Genomic DNA, 21,374 nt, shown 5'->3' on the forward strand with positions numbered 1-21,374 from the left:
TGCGGGCGGTCGCCTTGAACAACTGATACCCAGAATGCGCACAAGCGCTTGCAGAGACGTTAAATTCCGTCGGCGTTGCGCAACTCTGAGCAAAGTTCCGACGCGAACAAGAAAAAGGGCGGCGGGTCACCCCGCCGCCCTGCAAGTTCCGGGGAGGAAACCCGGGTTCTAGAAGCGGTACTGCAGCTCGACGCCGTAGGTGCGCGGCTGGATCAGGCCGCGGTTGATCGCGACCCCAGTCTGCTGAAGGTAGGCCTTGCCGCCGACCACCAGGCCGGGGTTCGGATTGGCGAAGACCGCCGTCGGGTTGGTGGAGCCCGTCGAGGTGTAGCCCTGCTCGTCAAAGGCGTTCTTCACGTAGCCGATGATCGAATACTTCTCGTCGGCGTCCTTCCACAGCACCCGGAAATCGGCGGTCCCGTAGGCGGGAACCTCGAAGGCCGGATCCTTGAAGGGCTGGTAGATGGTCTTGTCGGTCCAGGTGTAGGTGGCCGACAGGATCAGCGAGCCCGGCGTGAAGTCGAAGGTGTAGTTGCCGTTGAAGGCGAACTTGTTTTCCGGCGACTGGAAGAGCTGCGAGCCCTTCAGGTCCTGGAAGACCAGCAGCACGCCATTGGACGTGGCCGTGCCGCCCTTGGGCTTGGCCGAGGCCAGCAGGGCCGACGGGTCCGCCGGGTCATAGAAGCAGCAGCCCTTGGTGATCTCGGTGTTGAGATAGCCGTAGGAGGCGATGAACTGCAGGGGCTGGATCGGCTGCCATTGGGCTTCCAGCTCCAGGCCGTAGGCGCGGGCGTCGACATTGACGAAGTTGTTCGCCGAGGCCGTGCCCGCCGCGTTCAGCTGCTGCAGGTTCAGCTGCAGGTCCTTGTAGGTGTTGTAGAACAGCGAGCCGTTCAGGATCAGGCGGCGCGCGATGGTCTTCTTCATGCCCAGCTCGAAGGCGTCGACGCCTTCCTGCTTGGCTTCCGGTTGCGGGGCCAGCGTGCCCAGCAGGAACCCGCCGGACTTATAACCGCGGCTGTACTTGGCGTAGTACAGGCTGTCGCGGTCCGGGGTGAAGTCGACGTCGAGGGTGCCGGTGACCGCGTCCCAGCTGCCCGACAGGCTGCGGTAGTTCTGCACGCCGGGCGTCGTCGGATCCATGTCGCTGGAGACGTCGAAGGCCACCGCGCCGGCGAACAGCGAGGGCGAGAGCAGGACCAGGCGCTGATACTCGTAGCCGTCCTTCTCATCCTTCGTGTAGCGCAGGCCGCCGGTCACCGACCAGGCGTCGTTGAACTTGTAGGTCGCCTGGCCGAAGACAGCATAGGCCTTGCTGGTCAGACGCGCCTGCTGGTCGGCGAAATCCCGCGACGGATTGGCGGCGGCCAGGGCCCCCGTCAGGGTCAGGGGCTGGGCCAGCTGGGTCTGCTGCGGGTCGGCCAGCTGGATCCGCTGGGCGTATTCCTCGTGGTACTGATAGAGGCCGAGGATCCAGGTCAGCGGGCCGTCGGCCTTGGAGCTCAGATTGATTTCATTCGAGTAATAGCGCTTGTGCTCGTTGAAATCGGTGGTCTGGTCCGGATAGTAGGGGACCGCCATGCCGGGGATCGCGATCGCGGTGGTGCGGCTGGTGCCGTCATAGTCGCCACCGGTCTGGTAGTTGTACTGCTGGAAGCCGCCGATGTACTTCAGGTCCGCCCAGCCGAGGTCGTAGGTCACCTGAGCCGTCAGCAGGTGGTTGCCGCGAAGCTGACCATAGCCGTTGGTGTTGGTGTTCATCTTGTACGGGTCGGACGCGCCGGGATTGGCGGTCGTGTAGCCGTATTGCGGGTTCGGCAGCAGGCCGCCGATCGGCTGGAACACGCGGGTCGTGTCGTACGGCGTGATGGTGTTGGACAGACGGTCGCCGACGCCGGTGGTGTCGTCCCAGCTGGTCCGCGAATAGCGCAGCCACGCCGTGGCGTTGTCGCCCAGCTCGGCTTCGGCCTGGAATTCGAAATAGGTGCGCTTGATCGTGCCGCCGTCGTTGGCGGTGCCGATGTTCTTGATGAAGCCTTCGCGCTGATAGTCCTGGCTGCCGCCGACCTTGAAGCGCAGGTGCTCGGCCACCGGGATGGAGACGACGCCTTCGACCTTGGAGTGGTCGTAGTTGCCGTAGCTCGCGCGGATCTCGCCGCCGAAGTCATGGGCCGGGTGCTTGGAGATGGTGTTCACCGCGCCGCCCATGGCGTTACGGCCATACAGCGTGCCCTGCGGACCGCGCAGGATTTCGGTGCGCTCCACGAACAGCGGGGTCTTGAACAGTTCCGACGAGGAGGCCGAATAGAAGCCGTCCGAATAGGTCGCCACGCCCGGGTCGTTGCCGACATAGAAGGTGTTGCGGCCGGCGCCCCGCAGCGAGATGCGGTCGGTGCCGGAATAGTTCATGCCCGGCGTGAAGTTCACGAAGTCCTGGACGTTGGTCATGCCGACCACGTCGCGTTGGCTGGAGGTGAAGGCCGACACCGCGACCGGAACGTCCTGCAGGGCCTGTTCGCGCTTCTCAGCGGTGACGACCAGTTCTTCGATGGTGAAGTCCGAGGGATCCTTCGCCTGGGCGAAGGCGGGGGCGGACATGGCGGTGAGTGCGAGAGCCGAGGCCCCGACGGCGAGCGCAGAGCGCAGCCGCAGGCTGTTGATTGACGTCATAGATCCTCCCAAGGCGCAGGAGGGTGTTGATTCACCCTGCCGGCGCCCGCGTGATGCGCGTGTGATGAGGCCCGGGCGCGGGGAGGCGACCGGACGTGGCGGAACCTCGTGTCCGCATGCGCACCCGTCAATTGTGATGGGTGATTAGTTATCGTGAATCATATTCGCTTACGCTGTATTGTGGCCGAAATACCGCGCTTTCAAATCGCATGTACAAAACCGAGCAGCGTTCTTTGACCCGTTCGTGAATCAAAGGTGAAGCTCGAGGAATGGCAGAGCTTCACAAACCCATTGTTCAAAAAACTCCGGGCCCACGGGGCGGGAGGCGGCCGCGCGACGTTCCCTGGGCCTTTGGTCGGCGGACCCGATGAAGCCCCGCGCAAGAAAAAGGGGCGCGCCGGATACCGACGCGCCCCCGTCTTTGGAGCTCTCTGTGGCCTGAGGTGAGGCCTAGAAGAACTTGTAGTGCAGCTCCACCCCGTAGGTCCGGGGCGGGGTCAGGCCGTAGTTGCGGCCACCGCTCAGGAACTGGTCGGAGGGAACCTTCGGATTGTAGTTGCGGTTCGAAGCGGCCACGGCGGCGTCGTAGCCCTCGGTGTCAGCGACATTCTTGACGTAGGCGATGACGGTGTACTTGCCGCTGGTGGGCGCCCAGGAGGCGCGAAGGTCGATCTGATCCCAGGTCGGCGCTTCGTTCCAGGGCTGGCTGAAGATGTTGGCGTAGGTCTTGTCACGCCAGACATAGCTGCCGCCCACGGTCAGGGTCCCGGAGTCCAGGAAGAACGAGTAGTTGGCGTTCACGCCCAGCTTGTTGCGCGGCGCCTGGGGCAGCTTGTTGCCCTTCACGCTGACCAGGCCGGTATTCACGTTGTCGTTCAGATCGGTGTAGAGGCCGCTCTTGGTGATTTCCGTGTCGTTGAACGAATAGTCGGCCATGACACGCAGAGCCTGGGTCGGGGCCCAGATGGCGTCCATTTCCAGACCGGTCGAACGCGATTCCGGCACGTTGACGAACTGGGTGACGACCGTCGCCCCCAGCGCCACCGACACCGGCGCCTGCAGGTTCTTGTAGCTGTAGTTGAAGATCGCCGCATTGACCTGGAGGGTCCGGCCGAAGTTCTTCTTCAGGCCGATCTCGATCGAGTCGACGAACTCCGGCGCGGCTTCCGGCTCCGCGAGGCCGCCGCCAGCCGATAGACCGAAGGCCTTGTAGCCACGGCTATAGCGGGCGTAGCCCATGGTGCCTTCGCCCGGATCCCACTGAACGCCGAGGGTTCCGGTCCAGGCGTCGGAGGTGTCGCCCAGGTGGCGGACCATGTTCCCGGTGGTGGGATCGATGGTGTACTGGGTGCAGACCGTGCCCTTGCAGACCACCGGATCGGTGACGCCCTTGGCGCCGGCCGCGGTGGTGGTCGGCGCGAGCGCCGTGGTCAGGTCGAAGGCGCCGTTGCCCAGGCCGCCGAGCGGCGCGAGCGCGTTGCCCAGACCGAACGCCTTGCCCACCGCTGGAAGCGCGCTGAGGTTGCCGAGCAGGCTGCCCCAGTTCGCCGCCGTGCCGGGGCCGAAAGCGTTGAGGCCCAGCGCCGAGTAGAGGGCGGGCATGCAGACGTCCGAGAAGCAGACGACCCGACGATCTTCAACGCCGTACTTCTTGTCCTTGGTGTAGCGCAGGCCGGCCGTGAACTTCAGGGTGTCGGTGGCCTTCCAGTCGATCTGACCGAAGGCGGCCTGGCTTTCGGTGACCAGGGTGTATTCCGAGATCGAGAACGCGCCGGTGGGGTTCTTGGCCGCGCCGAGAACCGGGGTCAGCATCTGGGTCTGGGCGGCGTTGTAGCCGTCCAGGGTGTTCGTCGCCGAATAGGTGTCGTGGTAATAATAGAGACCGGCGATCCACTGCAGCGGGCCATCCGTGGTCGACGAGAAGTTGATCTCGTGGCTGTACCACTTCGGCTTCTCGAAATAGTCGTAGGTGTCGACGCCCTGGACGGTCAGCGGGCTGCAGTCGACGGTCGACGCCCCGAAGCTAAATAGGGTGTGGACGGTGCCGCAAGCCGAGCCGGCCGCCAGCGGAACCTGATACGACTTGACGTTGGAGTTATCCAGGTCGCCGGTCGTGTCGTAGGTGTAGTTCTGCAGGCCCGTCGTGTACTTCACGTCGAAGGTCGGGAAGTGATAGGCGAAGTTGAACGTCAGCAGATTGACGTCGGTCAGGCCCACATGGATCGGCGTATTGGTGTTGATCTTGTGGGAGTCCGCGATCGCGGGGTTCGTCGTCGTCGTGCCGCCGTTGAATTGCTGGAGGCTGCCGGGAACGATGCCGTTAACGCCGGTCTCGGTCGAGTAGCCGTGGACCGGGTTGTAGACGACCGAGAAGTTCGGATCCATCAGACCCGTTTCATAGGAGTCGCCGAGATAGCCGGAACGGGCGCCGGGGCCCCCGCGGTTGTCCCAGTTCAGAACCCCGTATTTCAGCCAGGCTTCGGCGTTGTCGCCGAGCTTCGCCTCGAGCTGCAGCTCGACGGAATACTCGTTCCGCTTCGAGCCTTCGGTCGGCATGTTGGCGTTGACGTTGGAATAGTAGCCGTCCCTCTGGTCGAGCTTATAGCCGGACAGGCGGAACTTCAGATTGTCGCCGAGCGGGCCGGAGACATAGCCCTGGAAGTTCGTGAAGCCGTAGTTCTCCGCGATCGCGCGGACTTCGGCGGTCATGGTCTCGGTCGGGCGCGCCGAGACGATGTTGACGGTGCCGGCGATGGAGTTGCGGCCGTAGAGGGTGCCCTGCGGGCCGCGCAGCACTTCGACCCGGTCGATGAACAGCGGCGGCGCGCCGGCGAACACGGTCGAGGTGGTGTAGAGGCCGTCAATATAGATGGCGACGGCGCGTCGACGGAGTGGATGTTGGTCAGGCGGCCGACGCCGCGAATGCTGGCGCGGTCATTCACCGACGAATAGACGAAGCCCGGCGTGAAGTTCGTCAGGTCCTGGACGGTGTTGATGCCCACGAGATCGCGGGTCTTGCTGGTGAAGGCCGAGATCGCGACCGGAACGTCCTGCAGGCTCTGCTCCCGCTTTTCAGCGGTGACGACCAGTTCCTCGATCATGGTGGCTTCAGGGGCGGCATCGGCGGCGGCGGCGGCGGCGAATGCGGGCGCTGCGAATGCGGACAGGGCGAGGGCCGAGGCCCCCACGGCCAACACAGAACGCAGCCGAAGGCTGTTATTTGACGTCATGATTCCTCCCAAAGGGCTCGTGAGTGTTGGCCACTCCTCGGACGCCCAATTGATTTTTTTCTGACTCCAACTCGAACATTTCGAGCCGAGGAGCCGTTTGGAACCTCCCGGTTATCTGCGGAAACGTCAATTGTGATGGCTGATAACCTAGGGGTCCCGCGGCAAGCGGCGTCGCGAATGTGGCGCAAATGGCGCGTTTTCGGACGCGCCGCACAAAAATGACCTTGGGTTTGGCGCCGAAGCTAACTCAATTTGAGGATGCGTACCGCCGGTAGGCGCCCTCGGGCCTGTGGGGCGAAGGGCCGGCCGCTACGGCGGCGGCCCCGGGGTTTCGGAAAGCCTCGGCAAGTTGCATATGTGCGCCATGAGCTCCCCCACCCGCGTCCCCTCCCGCGCTCTCGTGCTGTTCTCCGGCGGCCAGGACTCCAGCGTCTGTCTGGCCTGGGCCCTTGATCGCTACGACCATGTCGAGACCGTGGGCTTCGACTATGGCCAGAGGCATGCGGTCGAACTGGCCCAGCGATCGGTGGTCCGCGACCAGATCGTCCGGGCCTTTCCGCAATGGGCCGGTCGCCTGGGCGAGGATCACATGCTGGACCTGACCGGCTTCGGCGCGGTCGGCGACACGGCCATGACCGCCGACCGCGCCTTCGAGATCACCGAGAAGGGCCTGCCCAACACCTTCGTGCCCGGCCGCAATCTCGTCTTCCTGACCTATGCCGCGGCCCTTGCCGACCGACGCAAGGCCCGCTTCCTGGTGGGCGGCATGTGCGAGACCGACTTCTCCGGTTATCCCGACTGCCGGCGCGACAGCCTCGACGCCCTGCAGACCGCCCTGAACATGGGCATGGCCCAGGACTTCGTGATCGAGACGCCGCTCATGTGGCTGACCAAGGCTGAAACCTGGGGCCTGGCCAAGCGGCTGGGCGGCGAGCCGCTGGTCGAGCTGATCCTCGAACACAGCCACACCTGCTATCGCGGCGAGCGCGGCGAACGCCACGCCTGGGGCTATGGCTGCGGAACCTGCCCGGCCTGCGAACTGCGGGCTCGCGGCTGGGACCAGTGGGTCGAGGCCGGCCGCGAGACCCTCGCGCCATGAGCTACGCCGTCAAGGAGATCTTTCTGACCCTGCAGGGCGAGGGCGGCCAGGCTGGCCGGCCGGCGGTGTTCTGCCGGTTCGCGGGGTGCAATCTGTGGTCCGGCCGCGAGGAGGACCGCGCCGAGGCGGTCTGCAGCTTCTGCGACACCGATTTCGTCGGCATGGACGGTCCGGGCGGCGGGCGGTTCGCCACGGCCGAGGCCCTGGCCGACGGCGTGGCCGCCAAGTGGGAAGGCGGCGACGAGGGCCGGCTGGTGGTCTGCACCGGCGGCGAGCCCCTGCTGCAGCTGGATGAGGCCCTGATCGCGGCCTTCCACGCCCGCGGCTTCATGATCGCGCTGGAGACCAACGGCACCCTGCCGGCGCCCGCAGGCGTCGACTGGATCTGCGTCAGCCCCAAGGCCCAGGCGCCGGTGGTGCAAACCCGCGGCCAGGAGCTGAAGCTGGTGTTTCCTCAGAAGGGCGTCGATCCCACCCGCTTCGAGGCGATGGATTTCGAGCGCTTCCTGCTACAGCCGATGGACGGCCCGCACCGCGTCGAGAACACGCAGGCGGCGATCGCCTATTGCCTCACGCACCCTCGCTGGCGTTTAAGCGTGCAAACCCACAAGTACCTCGGCATCCCCTAGGCGCGTCCGTCGCGTCTGGGACGCCTCAAGCCCTCCCCGGAATGACCCAGCCCGAATTCGAGATCACCAAGGCCGCGACCTTCGACGCGGCCCACTTCCTGCCCGACGGCGGCCCCAAGGGCAGCCCCTACACCCGCATGCACGGGCACTCCTTCCGCGTGGAGGCGACCGTGCGCGGCCGCGCCCAGGCGCCGGTCGGTTGGGTCGAGGACCTGGCCGCCCTGGACGGCGCGCTGAAGGCGGTCGCCGCCAGCCTGGACCATGGCCTGCTGAACGAGGTCGCCGGCCTGGAAAGCCCGACCCTGGAAAACATCTGTCTCTATTTCGCCGACAAGCTGAAGCCGCGCTTCCCGGGCCTGTGCCGGGTGGTGCTGTCGCGGCCGACGATCGGCGAGAGCTGCGCGCTCAGCCTGAGCTAGCGCCGGGCCTCGTCCTTCTTGTGGTCGTGGGGCAGGACCGCGCCCACCGCCATGCCCGCGCCCTTGGCGGTCATGCCGACCGCCTTGCCGGTGACCCCGATCGCCGTGCCCGCGACTACGCCCACAGCGGTGGCGATGCAGGCCGACTGGCTGAGCCCCAGGCCCAGGATCAGGGCCAGGCGGGCGATCGTGCGCGTGGACGGCATGGGGCAGGCTCCTTCTGGGAACCTTCGATTAACCCTGAAAGATCACCAAAAGGCGCCCTAAGGCCTCACACCCCGGTGAGGCGCTTCAATTCGTCGCCCGCGCGCCGCCAGGGGCCGGGGTGGGACGGGTCCGCGCGGCGACGACGGTCGGGGCCGAAATAGTCGTCGGTGCGGATGTAGGGGCGGGGGTGGTCGATCACCAGCTGCAGCCGCTCCAGCACCCCGCGGGCGGTGATCGGCTTGGCCAGGAACTCGTTCACCCCGGCGTTCCGCGCCTCCCAGATCCGCTTCACGGTCAAGTGGCCGGTGATCATGATCACCGGCAGCATCGGGTTGGGACTGTCGGGGGCGTTGCGCAGCAGCCGGACGAAGTCGATGCCGTCCAGCGGCGACATGGCCAGGTCGGTCATGACGATGTCGATCGGCTGGGTGCGCAGGGTCTGCAGCGCCTCGGCGCCGTCGCCGGCCTCGAAGACATGGGTGATCCCGACGGCTCTCAGGATTTCGGTCAACAGCACCCGCATGTGGTGATTGTCGTCAACCAGAAGTATCTTGAGGGCTTCGAGCTTCACGTCTGTCTGGTGGTCTCTTGGGGCGGCCTTGAGGGCTTCGCGATCCGGCGGCCTGAACACAAGCACCGCCTGATCGGCAGGGCTCATTACCGGCGCGAAACAAACAACGTCAACTCAAATGAACGCCGTCAGGCGAACGGCGCCACCCAGGGTCGGCGCCCGCTTCTAACCCCGCCCGCCGCCGCCCGGCAGGAAGGCGCCGCCGCCGGTCTGGGCTCGGTGCCGGAGCCAGGCGTCGGCCAGCACGCAGGCCGTCATCGCCTCGACCACCGGCACGGCGCGGATGCCGACGCAGGGGTCGTGGCGCCCCTTGGTCCGCAGCTCGATCTCCTCGCCCGCCTCGTTCAGGCTGCGGCGCAGGGACAGGATCGACGAGGTCGGCTTGAAGGCCACCCGGGCCACCACCGGCTGGCCGGTGGAGATGCCGCCCAGGATGCCGCCGGCGGAGTTGGAGAGGAACAGCGGCCCGTCATTGCCCGCCCGCATCTCGTCGGCGTTCTCCTCGCCGGAGAAGGCGGCGGCGGCGAAGCCCGCCCCGATCTCCACGCCCTTGGCGGCGTTGATCGACATCAGGGCGGCGGCCAGTTCGGCGTCGAGCTTGCCATAGATCGGCGCGCCCCAGCCCGGCGGCACGCCCACGGCCTCGACCTCGACGATGGCGCCGGTCGATGAGCCGGCCTTGCGGACCTTTTCCAGATGCTCTTCCCAGACCGGAACCGTCTCGGCGTCCGGGCACCAGAAGGGGTTCTCGTGCGTCTGGCTCCAGTCGAAGCGAGCGCGGTCGACGGCGTGCGGGCCGATCTGAGTGACGCAGGCGCGGATCGTCACGCCCTCCAGAACTTTGCGGGCCACGGCGCCGGCCGCCACGCGGGCCGCAGTCTCGCGGGCCGAGGCGCGCCCGCCGCCGCGATAGTCGCGCACCCCGTACTTGGCGAAATAGGCGTAGTCGGCGTGGCCGGGGCGGAAGGCCTGGGCGATCTCGCCATAGTCGCGGCTGCGCTGGTCGACATTCTCGATCAGCATGGAGATCGGCGTGCCGGTGGTGACCTGGCCGCCGGTGCGGTCGTCCTCGAACACGCCCGACAGGATCTTTACCGCGTCCGGCTCCTGGCGCTGGGTGACGAACTTGCCCTGGCCCGGACGGCGCTGGTCGAGCCAGACCTGCACGTCCTCCGCCGTCAGCTTTAGGCCGGGAGGGCAGCCGTCGACGACGCAGCCCAGGGCCGGGCCGTGGCTCTCGCCCCAGGTGGTGACACGGAACAGGTGGCCGAAGCTGTTGTGCGACATGGCGGCGCTTTTAGCGGGCGCCGGCCCGCGCGCCTAGTCCGCCGAGGTCAGGCCGCCCAGGCGGCGGCGAAGCGGCGCAGCAGGGTGCGCGCCGCCGAGTGGGTCTCGCGCACCTGCGGGGTCAGGCGCAGGAACAGGTGTCCCTGGCGGTGGCCGGCCGGCGGCAGGCCTTGCCCGACCAGGCGGACCAGCCCGCGCTCGCCCGCCTTCTTGGTGATCCAGACCACGCGCCGGCCCAGAGGGGTCTCGATGGCGATCCGGCCGCCCTCGGCCAGCAGGCGCGGGTCGACCGGCACCGTGATCCACAGGTCGTCGCCGCGCACCATCATCTCGCCGTCGCCGCGCACCGCCACGGTCAGCAGGACCTCGCCGGCCCGCACCGTGTCGCCGGCCCTCAGGCCGGCCGGCAGGGTCAGGCGGATCCGGCGGCCGTCCGGCAGACCATGCTCGGTCTGGCCGCCCTCGAAGGCGACACGGGGCGAGACTGCGAGCTTGAGGCCGCCCTCGGCTGCGGGGCGGGTCGGAACCGGCGGCTGGATGATGTGGTGATCGGCCTTGGCGCGCTCGACCGCCGCGGCCTGCAGCAAGCGGAAGGCCTCCACCACCTCCCGGAACCGCTCGGCGTCGCCGCCCTTGCGGTCGGGGTGCGCCCGCTTGGCGGCCTCGCGAAAGGCGCGGCGCAGTTCGGTCGTGGTGTGGAACGGCGAGAGGCGCAAAACCTCTCGCGCCTTCTTGACGCCCATGCCGCTCGACGAACTCATCGGCCCATCTTGACCGGCCGGGCGTCAATGCCGCGTTAAGCCTGTTTGGCGCGACAGGCCGCCCGTCGCAAAAGCTCGATCTTGCCCGGCTATGGCCGTGCATGTCCTTTCCATGCCGAGTCGTCCCCATGATCCGCCGCATCGCCGCTGTCCTCCTCGCCCTGGCCCTGGCCGGCCCCGCCCGGGCCGAGGATCCGCCCAGCCGGCCGGCGGTGGACGCGCCGGAGCTGGCCCGGCTCGGGCCCTATGGGGTCGGCCTGCGCACCCTCGCCTTGGTCCAGAAGGACCAGGCCGATGTCCTCGCCTTTGATCCGGCCACGGGCGCGGCGTCCCTGAAGGACCGTCGGCTGCAGGTGCTGCTCTGGTATCCCGCCTCGCCGCCGGCGAAGGCGAAGCCGGCGACCTATTCGGCGGCCATGCCGGGCGCCCCGCCGCGCGGACCGGCGGCCTTCACCGTCCCGGGGATCGCGGTCGCCGACGCGCCAGAGGCGGCGGGCCGATTTCCCCTGGTGATCCTGTCGCACGGCTACAGCAATGCGCCGGAGGCCATGAGCTGGCTGGGCGAGAACCTGGCGTCGAAGGGCTATGTGGTCGCCGCGATCGGCCACCATGACCCGGACATCTCCGACCGAACCCGCTTCGCCGAGCCCATGCTGCGCCGGCCCCTCGACATCGCCTTCGTCGCCCAGACCCTGCAGGCCCGCGCCCGCGCCGGCGCGCCGGGCCTGGTGGGCGCCGACCCGACCCGCATGGCCCTGATCGGCTATTCCATGGGCGGCTATGGCAGCCTGATCGTGGCCGGCGGCGGCCTGGACCCTCACGGGCCCCTGGTGCGCGGCGTGCCGGGCGGTCTGCTCGCCGCCTATGCCCGCGGCGGACCGAGACAGGCGGAGCTGAATGTGCCGGGTCTCAAGGCCGTGGTGGCCATTGCGCCTGCCGGGGTCCGGTTCGGCGCCTGGGGGCCCGACGGGCTCGCCGGGATCACGGCCCCTCTATTGCTGATCGGCGGAGATCACGACGCCACTGTGGGCTTCGCCGACGGGATCGCCCCGGTCTTCGACCAGGCGATTCACGCCGACCGCACCCTGCTGGTGTTCCAGAACGCCGGCCATTCCATCGGCATGAGCGCCGCCCCGCCGCAGATGCGCTCAGACCTCTACGACTTCCACTGGTTCGAGGACGCCGTGTGGCGCAAGGCGCGGATCATGGGGATCGACCAGCACGTCATCACCGCCTTCCTGGATCGGCATGTGAAGGGCGACGACAGCCGCGCCGCCTATCTCGACAGCGACGTGGTCCTGGGCGGCGACGGTCAATGGCCGGCCGGCGTGACCGGCTTTGCGGCGGTCAGTCCCGGCGGTCCCGGCGCGACCTGGAAGGGCTTTCATCGCAACAGCGCCGTGGGATTGGAGCTGCGCCACCGATCCGCCGAGTAAGAGTTAGGCCGCCTGGGGGTGAATGCGCCGGTTCAGGGCGTCCATCAGGGTCTCGGCGTCCACAGGCTTGGCGACGACGTCGTCCATGCCGGCCGCGCGATAGGCCTCCGTCTCATGGGACAGGACGCTGGCGGTGACGGCGATGATCGGGGTGCGCGGACGGTCGCCCTCGGTCTCGCAGGCGCGGATCGCCTTGGTGGCGTCCAGCCCGTCCATGACCGGCATATTGATGTCCATCAGGATCGCGTCCCAGTCGGCCGCGGCCCAGGCGGTGACGGCTTCCTCGCCGTCATTGGCCGTCACGCGTCGACGCCGAACTGCTGCAGCAGGGCCTGCAGCACCATGCGGTTGGTGGAGTTGTCGTCGACGACCAGCACGCGCGGCCCGTGACGCGCGGGGGCGGCGCCGGGGCGGGGGCCTGCGTCGGCTCCGCTGATGTCGCCGTGAGGACGGGCAGGGGAATGCTGACCGTGAAGGTCGACCCGACGCCCGGCGCCGAGGCCAGCGTCACCTCGCCGCCCATCAGGGCGGTCAGGTCGCGGCAGATGGCGAGCCCCAGGCCCGTGCCGCCCGCGCGACGGGTGTTCGACCCGTCCGCCTGCACGAATTTTTCGAACACCTGGGGCTGGTCGGCCGGGGCGATGCCGATACCGGTGTCATGGACAGCGAAGGTCGCCCGCTCGGCGTCGGCGCGGATCACCACCCGGACCCCGCCGTCCTCCGTGAACTTCAGCGCATTGGAGACCAGGTTCGAGAGGATCTGCCGCAGGCGCACCTCGTCGCCCAGCCTCGGGCCCGGGGCGAGGTCGTGCAGGGTCAGGCTGAAGTCCAGTCCGCGGTCATTGGCGAGCGCCGAATAGAGCCGGCGCAGGCCGTCGGCGAACTGGTCCAGCTGGAACGCGGCTGGGGCCAGGGTCATCTGGCCGGCCTCGATCTTGGAGATGTCCAGCACGTCGTTGACGACGCTGAGCAGCATCTGGGCGGAGGACCGGATGACGGCCAGGTGCCCGGCCTGATCGGGATTGAGGCCGGTGTTCTCCATGACCTGGGCCATGCCCAGCACGCCGTTCAGGGGGGTGCGGATCTCGTGGCTGATGGTGGCCAGGAATTCGGACTTGGCGCGGTTGGCGGCCTGGGCCTGGACCGCCAGGGCCTCAAGTTCGGCGGTCCGCTCCGCGACCCTCTGCTCGAGGCTGAGATTGATCGCCTCCACCTCCTCGGCGTGGACCCGCAGCTGGCCGACCAGGGACAGGTTCTCCTGTCCCAGCTCGATGGAGCGCACCAGGATCGCGCGGTTGTTGCGGTGGCCGACCATCATCACGCCCCAGAATACGGCGCCCAGGACGCCGAGCAGGGTCATGGCCCCGCCCATCATCAGCATGCGCGCGCAGGCGGGCAGCAGCAGCAGGCTGACATAGGCTCGGCCGGTGATCTTCAGCGGGGCCAGAACCCCGATCGCCCCGCCGGACAGGGCCGACAGTATGATGATGATGACGAAGCGGGTCTCGAGATCCTCCGCCGGCAGACGCAGCCAGGCGAGCAGGGCCCAAAGACCGGCGCTGATCACCAGACCCGCGCTGTGCGCCTTGCCCCAGGCGCGGATTTGCCCAGGCGGCGCGGACGGGGTGCGGCGCAGCAGCTGGCCGAGGTTCCGATGAATGCCCAGGCGTGCGACGGCCAGGGTCAGGACGATGGCCAGCCAGGTCGAATACCAGGTGGAATTGGTGTGATAGGCGGCGACCACCACCCCGATCGAGGCGGCGATCTGCACCACCATGGTGGGAAGGTTGTTGCGCTGGGCCGCCCGCAGAAGCGCGATGTCCAATCCCTCGGTCGGGACGGTCTCGCTCGCCGGCTGGAATTCGGATCGCCCGTTCAAGGGTCTCGCGCCTTTATGTCTGACCGATCATAGACCTCAGTTACACTTAAGAAATCGCCCAATCATTCAGAGTTCTAGGCGGGAAATGGCCCAATTTGGGCGCCGCGACGAGGTCAGGCCGTGATCGCCCGGGCCACGGCCTCGGCCACCTTGATGCCGTCGACCGCGGCCGACAGGATGCCGCCGGCGTAGCCCGCGCCCTCGCCGGCCGGGAACAGGCCGGCGGTGTTGAGGCTCTGAAAATCCTTGCCGCGGGTGATGCGCACCGGCGAGGAGGTGCGGGTCTCGACCCCGGTCAGAACCGCGTCGTCGGCGTCGAAGCCGGGGATCTGGCGGGCGAAGACCGGCAGGGCCTCGCGGATGGCGGCGATCGCGAAATCCGGCAGGCAGGTCGACAGATCTGTGGGCGTCACGCCGGGTCGATAGGAGGGGACCACCTCGCCCAGGCTGGTCGAGGGCCGGCCCGCCAGGAAGTCGCCAACCCTCTGGCCCGGCGCGGCATAGGTCCCGCCGCCGGCCTTGAAGGCCTGCTCCTCCCAGTGCCGCTGCAGGGCGACGCCGGCCAGGGGGCCGCCGGGATAGTCCTTCTCCGGCGTGATCCCGACCACGATGCCGGCGTTGGCGTTCCGCTCGTTGCGGGAATACTGGCTCATGCCGTTGGTGACGACGCGGCCGGGCTCGGAGGCCGCGGCCACCACGGTCCCGCCCGGGCACATGCAGAAACTATAGGCGGTGCGCCCGTTGGCGGCGTGGTGCGACAGGCTGTAGGCGGCCGCGCCCAGGTCGGGGTGTCCGGCGTTGGTCCCGTAGCGGGCGCGATCGATCCAGGACTGCGGATGCTCGATCCGGAAGCCGATGGAGAAGGGCTTGGCCTCCATGAACACGCCGGCGTCCAGCAACTGGGCGAAGGTGTCGCGGGCGCTGTGGCCGACCGCCAGCACCACCTGGTCGGCCGCGATCTGCGAGCCGTCCTGCAGCACCACCCCGCGCACCCGCCGCGACCCGTCGGCGGCGACGTCGACCAGCAGGTCCTCGACCCGGCTCTGGAACCGGTATTCGCCGCCCAGGGCCTCGACCTTGGCCCGCATGGACTCGACCATGGTCACCAGCCGGAAGGTGCCGATGTGCGGATGGGCCTCAGTCAGGATCTCCGGCGGGGCGCCGGCCAGGACGAACTCGGTCAGCACCTTGCGGCCCAGGTGCCGGGGATCCTTGATCTGGCTGTAGAGCTTGCCGTCCGAGAAGGTGCCGGCCCCGCCCTCGCCGAACTGGACGTTGGACTCCGGGTTCAGCACCCCGCGTCGCCACAGGCCCCAGGTGTCCTTGGTCCGCTCGCGCACCACCTTGCCGCGGTCGAGGATGATGGGCTTGAAGCCCATCTCGGCCAGGATCAGGCCCGCGAACAGGCCGCAGGGGCCGGCGCCGATGACGATGGGGCGGCGCGCCAGGTCCGCCGGCGCGTGGGCGACGGGCCGATAGGTGGTGTCCGGCGCGGGCTGGACGCGGATGTCGCCGGCCAGACGCTTCAGCACCTCGGCCTCGTCGCGGACCGTCGCATCGACCGAATAGACCGTCAGGATCGCGGCCTTGCGGCGGGCGTCATGGGCGCGGCGGACGATCTCGAAGCCGAGCAGATCCGCGGGCGCGACGCCCAGCCGCTCGCGCACCGCGGCCTCCAGATCCTGGGGCGCGTGGTCGAGGGGCAGCTTGAGTTCGGTCAGGCGCAGCATTGGGCGCCTATGTAGCGGCTCGCCGGGGGAAGGGAAGGCTCAGCGCGGCGAGGCGACCATCAGGCCGATCAGCAGGCCGAGCGCGAAGCTCGAGGCGACCAGGGTCAGCGCGAAGCGCGCGAGCGGCAGGGCGGCGATGGGGCGGAGCATCTAGCGGACCGCCCGGCGCAGGAAGTCGTCGGCCTCGGGCGTCAGGGCCCAGCGCAGGGAGCGGTCGCCGAAGGGGCGATGCACCAAAGGCACTAGGCCGCGGGCCTTCAAGGTCTGGCAATGAGCCTCGAAGGCCGCGATCAGCTCGGCCTTGAGCCCGGGGGAGGCGGCCTGGCCCGTGCGGCGGCGGGCGATCAGCTCGATCACCGCGTCCCGGTGGGCGGCGCCGGCGAGCGCCATCAGGGCGTCCACGATCTCGGCCATTCGGGCGTCGAGATCGGGGGACAGGCGGGCCAGCCGCGCCGCGGCCATGTCTTCATTGCGCACCACGTTCATGGGTTGTGGTTATCCCTGTTAAGCTCTGCTTTCGCCGGGACCTAGGGTCGCAGGCGCCGGACTAGGAGTAGTGGCCGGCCGCCCGGCGAGCCAGGGCGTCTAAGCCCACACTGGGGCCTCAAAATGGCTGGCGAAAATATCGCCCTGCCGTCCGCGCCCCCGCCGCGCTATAGGCGGGGGCATGACCGACAAGCCCGCCATTCCCGCCTCCCCCAGCGAGGCGGACTATCTGAGCCATGTGGCCAACGCCGACCTGCCGGCCCTGACCGGCGAGGACCCCTTCGCCCTGTTCGCCGAATGGTTGGCGGACGCCGTGGCCAAGGAACTCAACGACGCCAACGCCATGGCGCTCGCCACGGTCGATGAGACGGGCCTGCCCGACGTGCGCATGGTGCTGCTGAAGGACGCGGGCCCCGACGGCTTCGTCTTCTACACCAACCTGGGCAGCGCCAAGGGCCGCCAGCTGGCCGCCAATCCCCAGGCCGCCCTGCTGTTCCACTGGAAATCCCTGCGTCGCCAGGTGCGGGTGCGCGGGACGGTCACGCCGGTCACCGACGCCGAGGCCGACGCCTATTGGGCGACCCGGGCCAAGCCGGCCCAGCTGGGCGCCTGGGCCTCGGAGCAGTCACGGCCCCTGCCCGATCGCCTGGCCTTCGAGAAGCGCATCGCCGAGTACGGCCTGAAGTTCGGCCTGGGCAAGCCGCCCCGGCCGCCGCACTGGTCCGGCTGGCGGGTCGCGCCCCAGCATATCGAGTTCTGGCGCGACCGCGCCTTCCGCCTGCACGAGCGCCTGGTGTTCGACCGGGCCGACGGGGGCTGGACCACCCAGCGGCTCTATCCTTGAGCGCAGGAGCGCCGCCGGATAACGCCGCCGAGGAGGCCGAGGTCGCCGCCTGGTTCGCCGCGCGGTCCGAGACCCCGGTGATCGAGACCGCCTGCGCGCGGGTCTATCTGGCCGGCGGGACCGCCTTCAAGGTCAAGCGCCGGGTCGATCTCGGCTATCTCGACTTCACCACCCTGGACCAGCGCCGCTGGGCGCTCGAACGTGAGTTGGCCTTCAACCAGGCCACCGCCGCCGACATCTATCGCGGCGTGCGCCGGGTGACCCGCGCCGCGGACGGCCAGCTTGAGATCGAGGGCTTCGGGGTCACGGTCGACTATGCGCTGGAGATGCGCCGGTTCGACGAAAACCTCGTCCTGTCGGCCTGCCCCGAACGGGTCGACACCGACCTGGCCGACGCGCTCGGCCGTCGCATCGCCCGCTTCCATGCCGAGGCGCCGGTCCGTCCGGAGGGCGGGGGCGCGGCCAATCTGAAATACACCATCGATTCCAACGCCCACCTGCTGCGCGGCATGGCGGACCGGCTGGGCCCGGCCGAGGTCGAGGCGGTCATCTTGGCGACCGAGGGGGAGTTCCAGCGGCTGGCCCCGCTGCTGGAGGCGCGGCGGGCGGCGGGCTTCTCGCGCCACTGCCATGGCGACCTGCACCTGGGCAATATCGTGCTCGAGGCCGGCCAGCCGGTGCTGTTCGACTGCATCGAGTTCAATGACGCCCTGTCGGAGATCGACGTCCTCTACGACATCGCCTTCCTGCTGATGGACCTGGATTTCCGCGGCAAGCGCGGGGCCGCGGCCCATATCCTGGCGGCCTATTTCGACGAGGCCGCGCGGGTCTGGGGCGAAGAGTTGCGGGCCGGCATGGCGCTGCTGCCCCTGCTGCTCTCGGTGCGGGCCGTGGTCCGCGCCCATGTCTGCGGCAATTCCGGCAAGGACGCCGAGGCCCGCGCCTATCTGGCCGCCGCCGCCGCGCACCTGCAGCCCGAGCCTCCGGTCCTGGCGGCGACGGGCGGGCTGTCGGGCAGCGGCAAGACCAGCTTCGCCCGCGCCATCGCGCCGGCCCTCGGCGCCTCGCCAGGCGCGCTGGTCCTGCGCACCGACGAGATCCGCAAGCGGCTCCTGAAGGTCGCGCCGACCGCCAGCCTGCCGGCCAGCGTCTATTCGCCGGGCTTTTACGCCGAGGTCTATGACACGGTGATGGCCGATGCGCGGGCCCTGCTGGCGGCGGGCCGGGCGGTGGTGCTGGACGCCACCTTCATCCAGCCGGACCTGCGCGCCCGCGCCGAGGCGCTGGCCGCCGAGACAGGCGTTCCGTTCCACGCCGTCTGGCTGGAGGCGCCGGTCGAGGTGCTGGCCAGCCGCATCGCGCACCGCACCGGCGACGCGTCTGACGCCACGGTCGCCACCCTGAACATGCAGCTGGAACGCGACGTCGGCGAGATCGCCTGGACCCGGATCGACGCCACCCGGCCGGTGGCCGAGACGGCCGGCGCCTGGCTGGCCGCCATTAGAAAAGCCGATACCGCCGCCCGAATTCCTGGGTTTCACTAGGAATTGGTTCCGCCTAGCAACAGGGCGACCCTTTCCGACTTCCGGAGTTCTCCGCATGACCCTGCGCCCGGCCCTGATCGCCGCCCTGGCCGCCCTGACCTTCGGCGCCGCCGCCCATGCCGGCGTGCCCGCCCCCAAGGTTAGCATCACCGACTACGCCCAGCTGAAGACGCCGCTGCCCTTCCCCTATGACGAGGCGGCCTCGGCCGAAGCCACCGACGCCGCCGTGGCCAAAGCCAAGGCGAAGGCCAAGAAGTCCGGCAAGCTGCTGCTGATCGACCTGGGCGGCAACTGGTGCGGCGACTGCCGCGTCCTGGCCGGCACGCTGGACCTGCCGGAGATGAAGGCCTTCGTCGACAAGCACTATGTCGAGGTCATCGTCGATGTGGGCCGCTTCAACAAGAACCTGCAGGTCCCGGCCCATTACGGCATCACCGAGCGCCTCGAGGGCGTGCCCAGCCTGCTGCTGGTCGACCCCAAGACCGACAAGCTGCTCAACGCCGGCAATGTCTCGCACCTGGCCGACGCCCGCCACATGACCCCGCAGAGCCTGGCCGACTACCTGGCGCAGTACGCCAAGTAGCGCCCTGCGCGGGAAGGCGCCTGCGTCTGTTGAGCTCAGGATGAGAAGGACCTGGGGGCAGTCTAACCCCGAGGTCCTGAATCCGCCGACCTGAATCGACCTTGTGCGTTTGACGTCAACATGGACGAGGGGGTTTGGGTGGGCGGTGAGTCATATCAACTATTTGTATTAATTCATTAAATTACCCCCTGGCTCTTGCCGCCTTGTGACTCGGCTTGGGTCCCCGCCTTCGCGGGGATGAGCGGGATATTGGGATGTGCCTGCGAACGCGACGATGCGGCGGGACTTGGCCGCCGATCCGCTGACGGCCCTTGGCCCGGCTCTCGCCACGCCCTAGCGTTGCGGCATGGCCACGATCGACACCCGCTCCGACCAGATGTTCCCGCAGCTCGGGCCGGAGGATGTCGACCGGATCCGGCGGTTCGGCGAGGTCCGTCCCTTCAAGGCCGGCGAGCTGCTGTTCCAGGCCGGTGAGCCGGGGCCGGGCATGTATGTGCTGCTGGCCGGGGAGGTGGAGATCGTGCGCGGCGATCCCCTGGGCGAGGAGGCCCTGGTGATCCGCCAGGGGCCGGGGCAGTTCATGGCCGAACTGGCCCAGCTGTCGGGCAAGCCCGCCCTGGTCACCGGCCGCGCGGCGACCGAGGGCCGGGCCCTGCTGATCGCGCCGGACCGCCTGCGCGCCCTGTTGATCGCCGAGGCGGAGCTGGGCGAGCGGATCATGCGGGCGCTGATCCTGCGCCGGGTCAGCCTGATCGAGACCGGGGTGGGGCCGGTGATCATCGGGCCGGCGGGCCAGGCCGACGTGCTGCGGCTGATCAGCTTCCTCAACCGCAACGGCCACCCCAACCAGTTCCTGGACTCCGTCGCCGACGAGGGCGGCCGCGCCCTGATCGAGCGCTTCCAGGTGACGGCGGACGAGCTGCCCCTGGTGCTGTGTCCGGGCGGCGAGATGCTGCGCAATCCGTCGGAACAGGCGCTCGCCCGCTGCATGGGGCTGATCGGGCGATCGATCCGGACAAGGTCTATGACGTGGCCGTGGTGGGCGCCGGGCCGGCCGGCTTGGCGACGGCGGTCTATGCGGCGTCTGAGGGGCTGTCGGTGCTGGTGCTCGACGCTCGGGCGTTCGGCGGCCAGGCCGGCGCCTCGGCGCGGATCGAGAACTATCTGGGCTTTCCGACCGGGGTCTCGGGCATGGCCCTGATGGCGCGGGCCTATAACCAGGCCCAGAAGTTCGGCGCCGACCTGGCGATCCCCGATGCGGTGGTGACGGTGGACGGCGCCGCCGACCCGGCCCATGGCCGGTTCCGGCTGAAACTCAGCTATGGCGACTCGGCCGCGGCGCGGGCGGTGGTGATCGCCACGGGCGCCCGCTACCGGCGCCTCGATGTGGCCGGGGTGGACGCCTTCGAGGGCGCCTCGATCCACTATTGGGCCTCGCCGCTGGAGCGGAAGCTGTGCGCCGGCGAAGAGGTGGTGCTGATCGGCGGGGGTAATTCGGCGGGCCAGGCGACGGTGTTCCTGGCCGGCCAGGCGGCCAAGGTCTGGCTGCTGGTGCGCGGGCCGGGGCTGGAGGCCACCATGTCCAAGTACCTGATCGACCGGATCAAGGGCCTGGCCAATGTCGAACTGGTCGCCGAGAGCGAGGTCACGGCGCTGGCCGGCGAGGAGGGGGCGCTGCGAACCGTGACCTGGCGCCATCGCAAGTCCGGCGCCGAGACCACCCGGCCGATCCGCCACATGTTCCTGTTCATCGGCGCCGAGCCCAACACCGCCTGGATGGAGGGCTGTCCGGTCGGGCTGGACAATAAGGGCTTCGTCCTGACCGGCGACCAGCTGGGGGAGGGCCGGCGTCCCCTGGAGACCAGCCGCGACGGGGTGTTCGCCATCGGCGACGTGCGCTCAGGCTCGGTGAAGCGGGTCGCCGCCGCGGTGGGCGAAGGCGCCCAGGTGGTCGCGGCGCTGCATGCCTATCTGGCGGATAGCGCGGCGTGAGCTCCTT

18 protein-coding genes and 1 pseudogene are annotated in these 21,374 nt (G+C 68.8%); 9 read left to right on the plus strand and 10 right to left on the minus strand.

Annotated features, from left to right (window positions below; translation table 11 throughout):
- Positions 1-168: 168 nt before the first annotated feature.
- Positions 169-2,670 (minus strand): TonB-dependent receptor, encoded by a 2,502-nt coding sequence (locus MQH10_RS04570; protein ID WP_242562886.1) that lies wholly within the window; start codon positions 2,668-2,670, stop codon positions 169-171.
- A gap of 450 nt (positions 2,671-3,120) precedes the next feature.
- Complete coding sequence (locus MQH10_RS04575; RefSeq protein ID WP_242562887.1) at positions 3,121-5,508, minus strand: TonB-dependent receptor; 2,388 nt, start codon at positions 5,506-5,508, stop codon at positions 3,121-3,123.
- A 756-nt stretch (positions 5,509-6,264) separates the two neighbouring features.
- Here MQH10_RS04575 and queC point away from each other — a divergent pair.
- From queC to MQH10_RS04590, 3 genes are read left to right on the plus strand one after another with little or no spacing between them, the layout of a single operon-like run.
- Positions 6,265-6,999 carry a 7-cyano-7-deazaguanine synthase QueC gene (gene queC, locus MQH10_RS04580; RefSeq protein WP_242562888.1) on the plus strand — a complete coding sequence of 245 codons (735 nt, stop codon included), beginning with the start codon at positions 6,265-6,267 and terminating at the stop codon, positions 6,997-6,999.
- Positions 6,996-7,628, plus strand: a complete 633-nt coding sequence (gene queE / locus MQH10_RS04585) for a 7-carboxy-7-deazaguanine synthase (protein WP_242562889.1) — start codon at positions 6,996-6,998, stop codon at positions 7,626-7,628. The genes queC and queE overlap by 4 nt, the downstream gene beginning before the upstream one ends.
- A gap of 41 nt (positions 7,629-7,669) precedes the next feature.
- The gene (locus MQH10_RS04590) at positions 7,670-8,047 is read left to right on the plus strand and encodes a 6-pyruvoyl trahydropterin synthase family protein (RefSeq protein ID WP_242562890.1); all 378 of its coding nucleotides are present in this window, start codon (positions 7,670-7,672) and stop codon (positions 8,045-8,047) included.
- On the opposite strand, the gene MQH10_RS04595 is transcribed toward MQH10_RS04590, so the two are convergent.
- The 4 genes from MQH10_RS04595 to MQH10_RS04610 form a co-directional block, all read right to left on the minus strand.
- Complete coding sequence (locus tag MQH10_RS04595; RefSeq protein ID WP_242562891.1) at positions 8,044-8,253, minus strand: hypothetical protein; 210 nt, start codon at positions 8,251-8,253, stop codon at positions 8,044-8,046. The genes MQH10_RS04590 and MQH10_RS04595 overlap by 4 nt on opposite strands.
- A gap of 65 nt (positions 8,254-8,318) precedes the next feature.
- Positions 8,319-8,825 (minus strand): response regulator, encoded by a 507-nt coding sequence (locus tag MQH10_RS04600; RefSeq protein WP_242562892.1) that lies wholly within the window; start codon positions 8,823-8,825, stop codon positions 8,319-8,321.
- A gap of 165 nt (positions 8,826-8,990) precedes the next feature.
- Positions 8,991-10,112 carry a chorismate synthase gene (aroC, locus tag MQH10_RS04605; protein ID WP_242562893.1) on the minus strand — a complete coding sequence of 374 codons (1,122 nt, stop codon included), beginning with the start codon at positions 10,110-10,112 and terminating at the stop codon, positions 8,991-8,993.
- A gap of 47 nt (positions 10,113-10,159) precedes the next feature.
- Entirely contained in the window at positions 10,160-10,873 is a 714-nt protein-coding gene (locus MQH10_RS04610) for a DnaJ C-terminal domain-containing protein (RefSeq protein WP_242562894.1), read from the minus strand.
- 128 nt (positions 10,874-11,001) lie between these two features.
- On the opposite strand from MQH10_RS04610, the gene MQH10_RS04615 reads away from it, so the two are divergent.
- Positions 11,002-12,309, plus strand: coding sequence for an alpha/beta hydrolase family protein (locus tag MQH10_RS04615; protein ID WP_242562895.1), 1,308 nt, complete (start codon positions 11,002-11,004; stop codon positions 12,307-12,309).
- Positions 12,310-12,312: 3 nt separating this feature from the next.
- Here the strand turns inward: MQH10_RS04615 and MQH10_RS04620 are convergent, their stop codons facing one another.
- The 4 genes from MQH10_RS04620 to MQH10_RS04635 form a co-directional block, all read right to left on the minus strand.
- Positions 12,313-12,612, minus strand: a complete 300-nt coding sequence (locus MQH10_RS04620) for a response regulator (protein ID WP_242562896.1) — start codon at positions 12,610-12,612, stop codon at positions 12,313-12,315.
- Positions 12,599-14,188: a sensor histidine kinase gene (locus tag MQH10_RS04625; protein ID WP_242562897.1), complete on the minus strand. Its 1,590-nt coding sequence runs from the start codon at positions 14,186-14,188 to the stop codon at positions 12,599-12,601. The genes MQH10_RS04620 and MQH10_RS04625 overlap by 14 nt, the downstream gene beginning before the upstream one ends.
- Positions 14,189-14,301: 113 nt before the next feature.
- Complete coding sequence (locus MQH10_RS04630) at positions 14,302-15,918, minus strand: NAD(P)/FAD-dependent oxidoreductase (protein ID WP_242562898.1); 1,617 nt, start codon at positions 15,916-15,918, stop codon at positions 14,302-14,304.
- A 150-nt stretch (positions 15,919-16,068) separates the two neighbouring features.
- Positions 16,069-16,404 (minus strand): hypothetical protein, encoded by a 336-nt coding sequence (locus MQH10_RS04635; protein ID WP_242562899.1) that lies wholly within the window; start codon positions 16,402-16,404, stop codon positions 16,069-16,071.
- 181 nt (positions 16,405-16,585) lie between these two features.
- Between MQH10_RS04635 and pdxH the strand changes: the two genes are divergently transcribed.
- The 5 genes and pseudogenes from pdxH to MQH10_RS04660 all read left to right on the plus strand — a co-directional run bounded on the left by pdxH (position 16,586) and on the right by MQH10_RS04660 (position 21,367).
- Positions 16,586-17,248, plus strand: a complete 663-nt coding sequence (gene pdxH / locus MQH10_RS04640; protein ID WP_242562900.1) for a pyridoxamine 5'-phosphate oxidase — start codon at positions 16,586-16,588, stop codon at positions 17,246-17,248.
- Positions 17,245-18,792: a bifunctional aminoglycoside phosphotransferase/ATP-binding protein gene (locus MQH10_RS04645; RefSeq protein ID WP_242562901.1), complete on the plus strand. Its 1,548-nt coding sequence runs from the start codon at positions 17,245-17,247 to the stop codon at positions 18,790-18,792. The genes pdxH and MQH10_RS04645 overlap by 4 nt, the downstream gene beginning before the upstream one ends.
- 55 nt (positions 18,793-18,847) lie before the next feature.
- A complete protein-coding gene (locus tag MQH10_RS04650) occupies positions 18,848-19,375 on the plus strand; it encodes a thioredoxin family protein (RefSeq protein ID WP_242562902.1) in 528 nt (175 codons plus the stop codon).
- A 487-nt stretch (positions 19,376-19,862) separates the two neighbouring features.
- Positions 19,863-20,003, plus strand: a pseudogene (locus MQH10_RS04655) (hypothetical protein); the annotation flags it as partial.
- A gap of 401 nt (positions 20,004-20,404) precedes the next feature.
- Positions 20,405-21,367, plus strand: coding sequence for an NAD(P)/FAD-dependent oxidoreductase (locus MQH10_RS04660; RefSeq protein ID WP_242562903.1), 963 nt, complete (start codon positions 20,405-20,407; stop codon positions 21,365-21,367).
- Positions 21,368-21,374 lie beyond the last annotated feature (7 nt).

Source organism: Phenylobacterium aquaticum (assembly GCF_022695515.1).
Taxonomy (GTDB): domain Bacteria; phylum Pseudomonadota; class Alphaproteobacteria; order Caulobacterales; family Caulobacteraceae; genus Phenylobacterium; species Phenylobacterium aquaticum.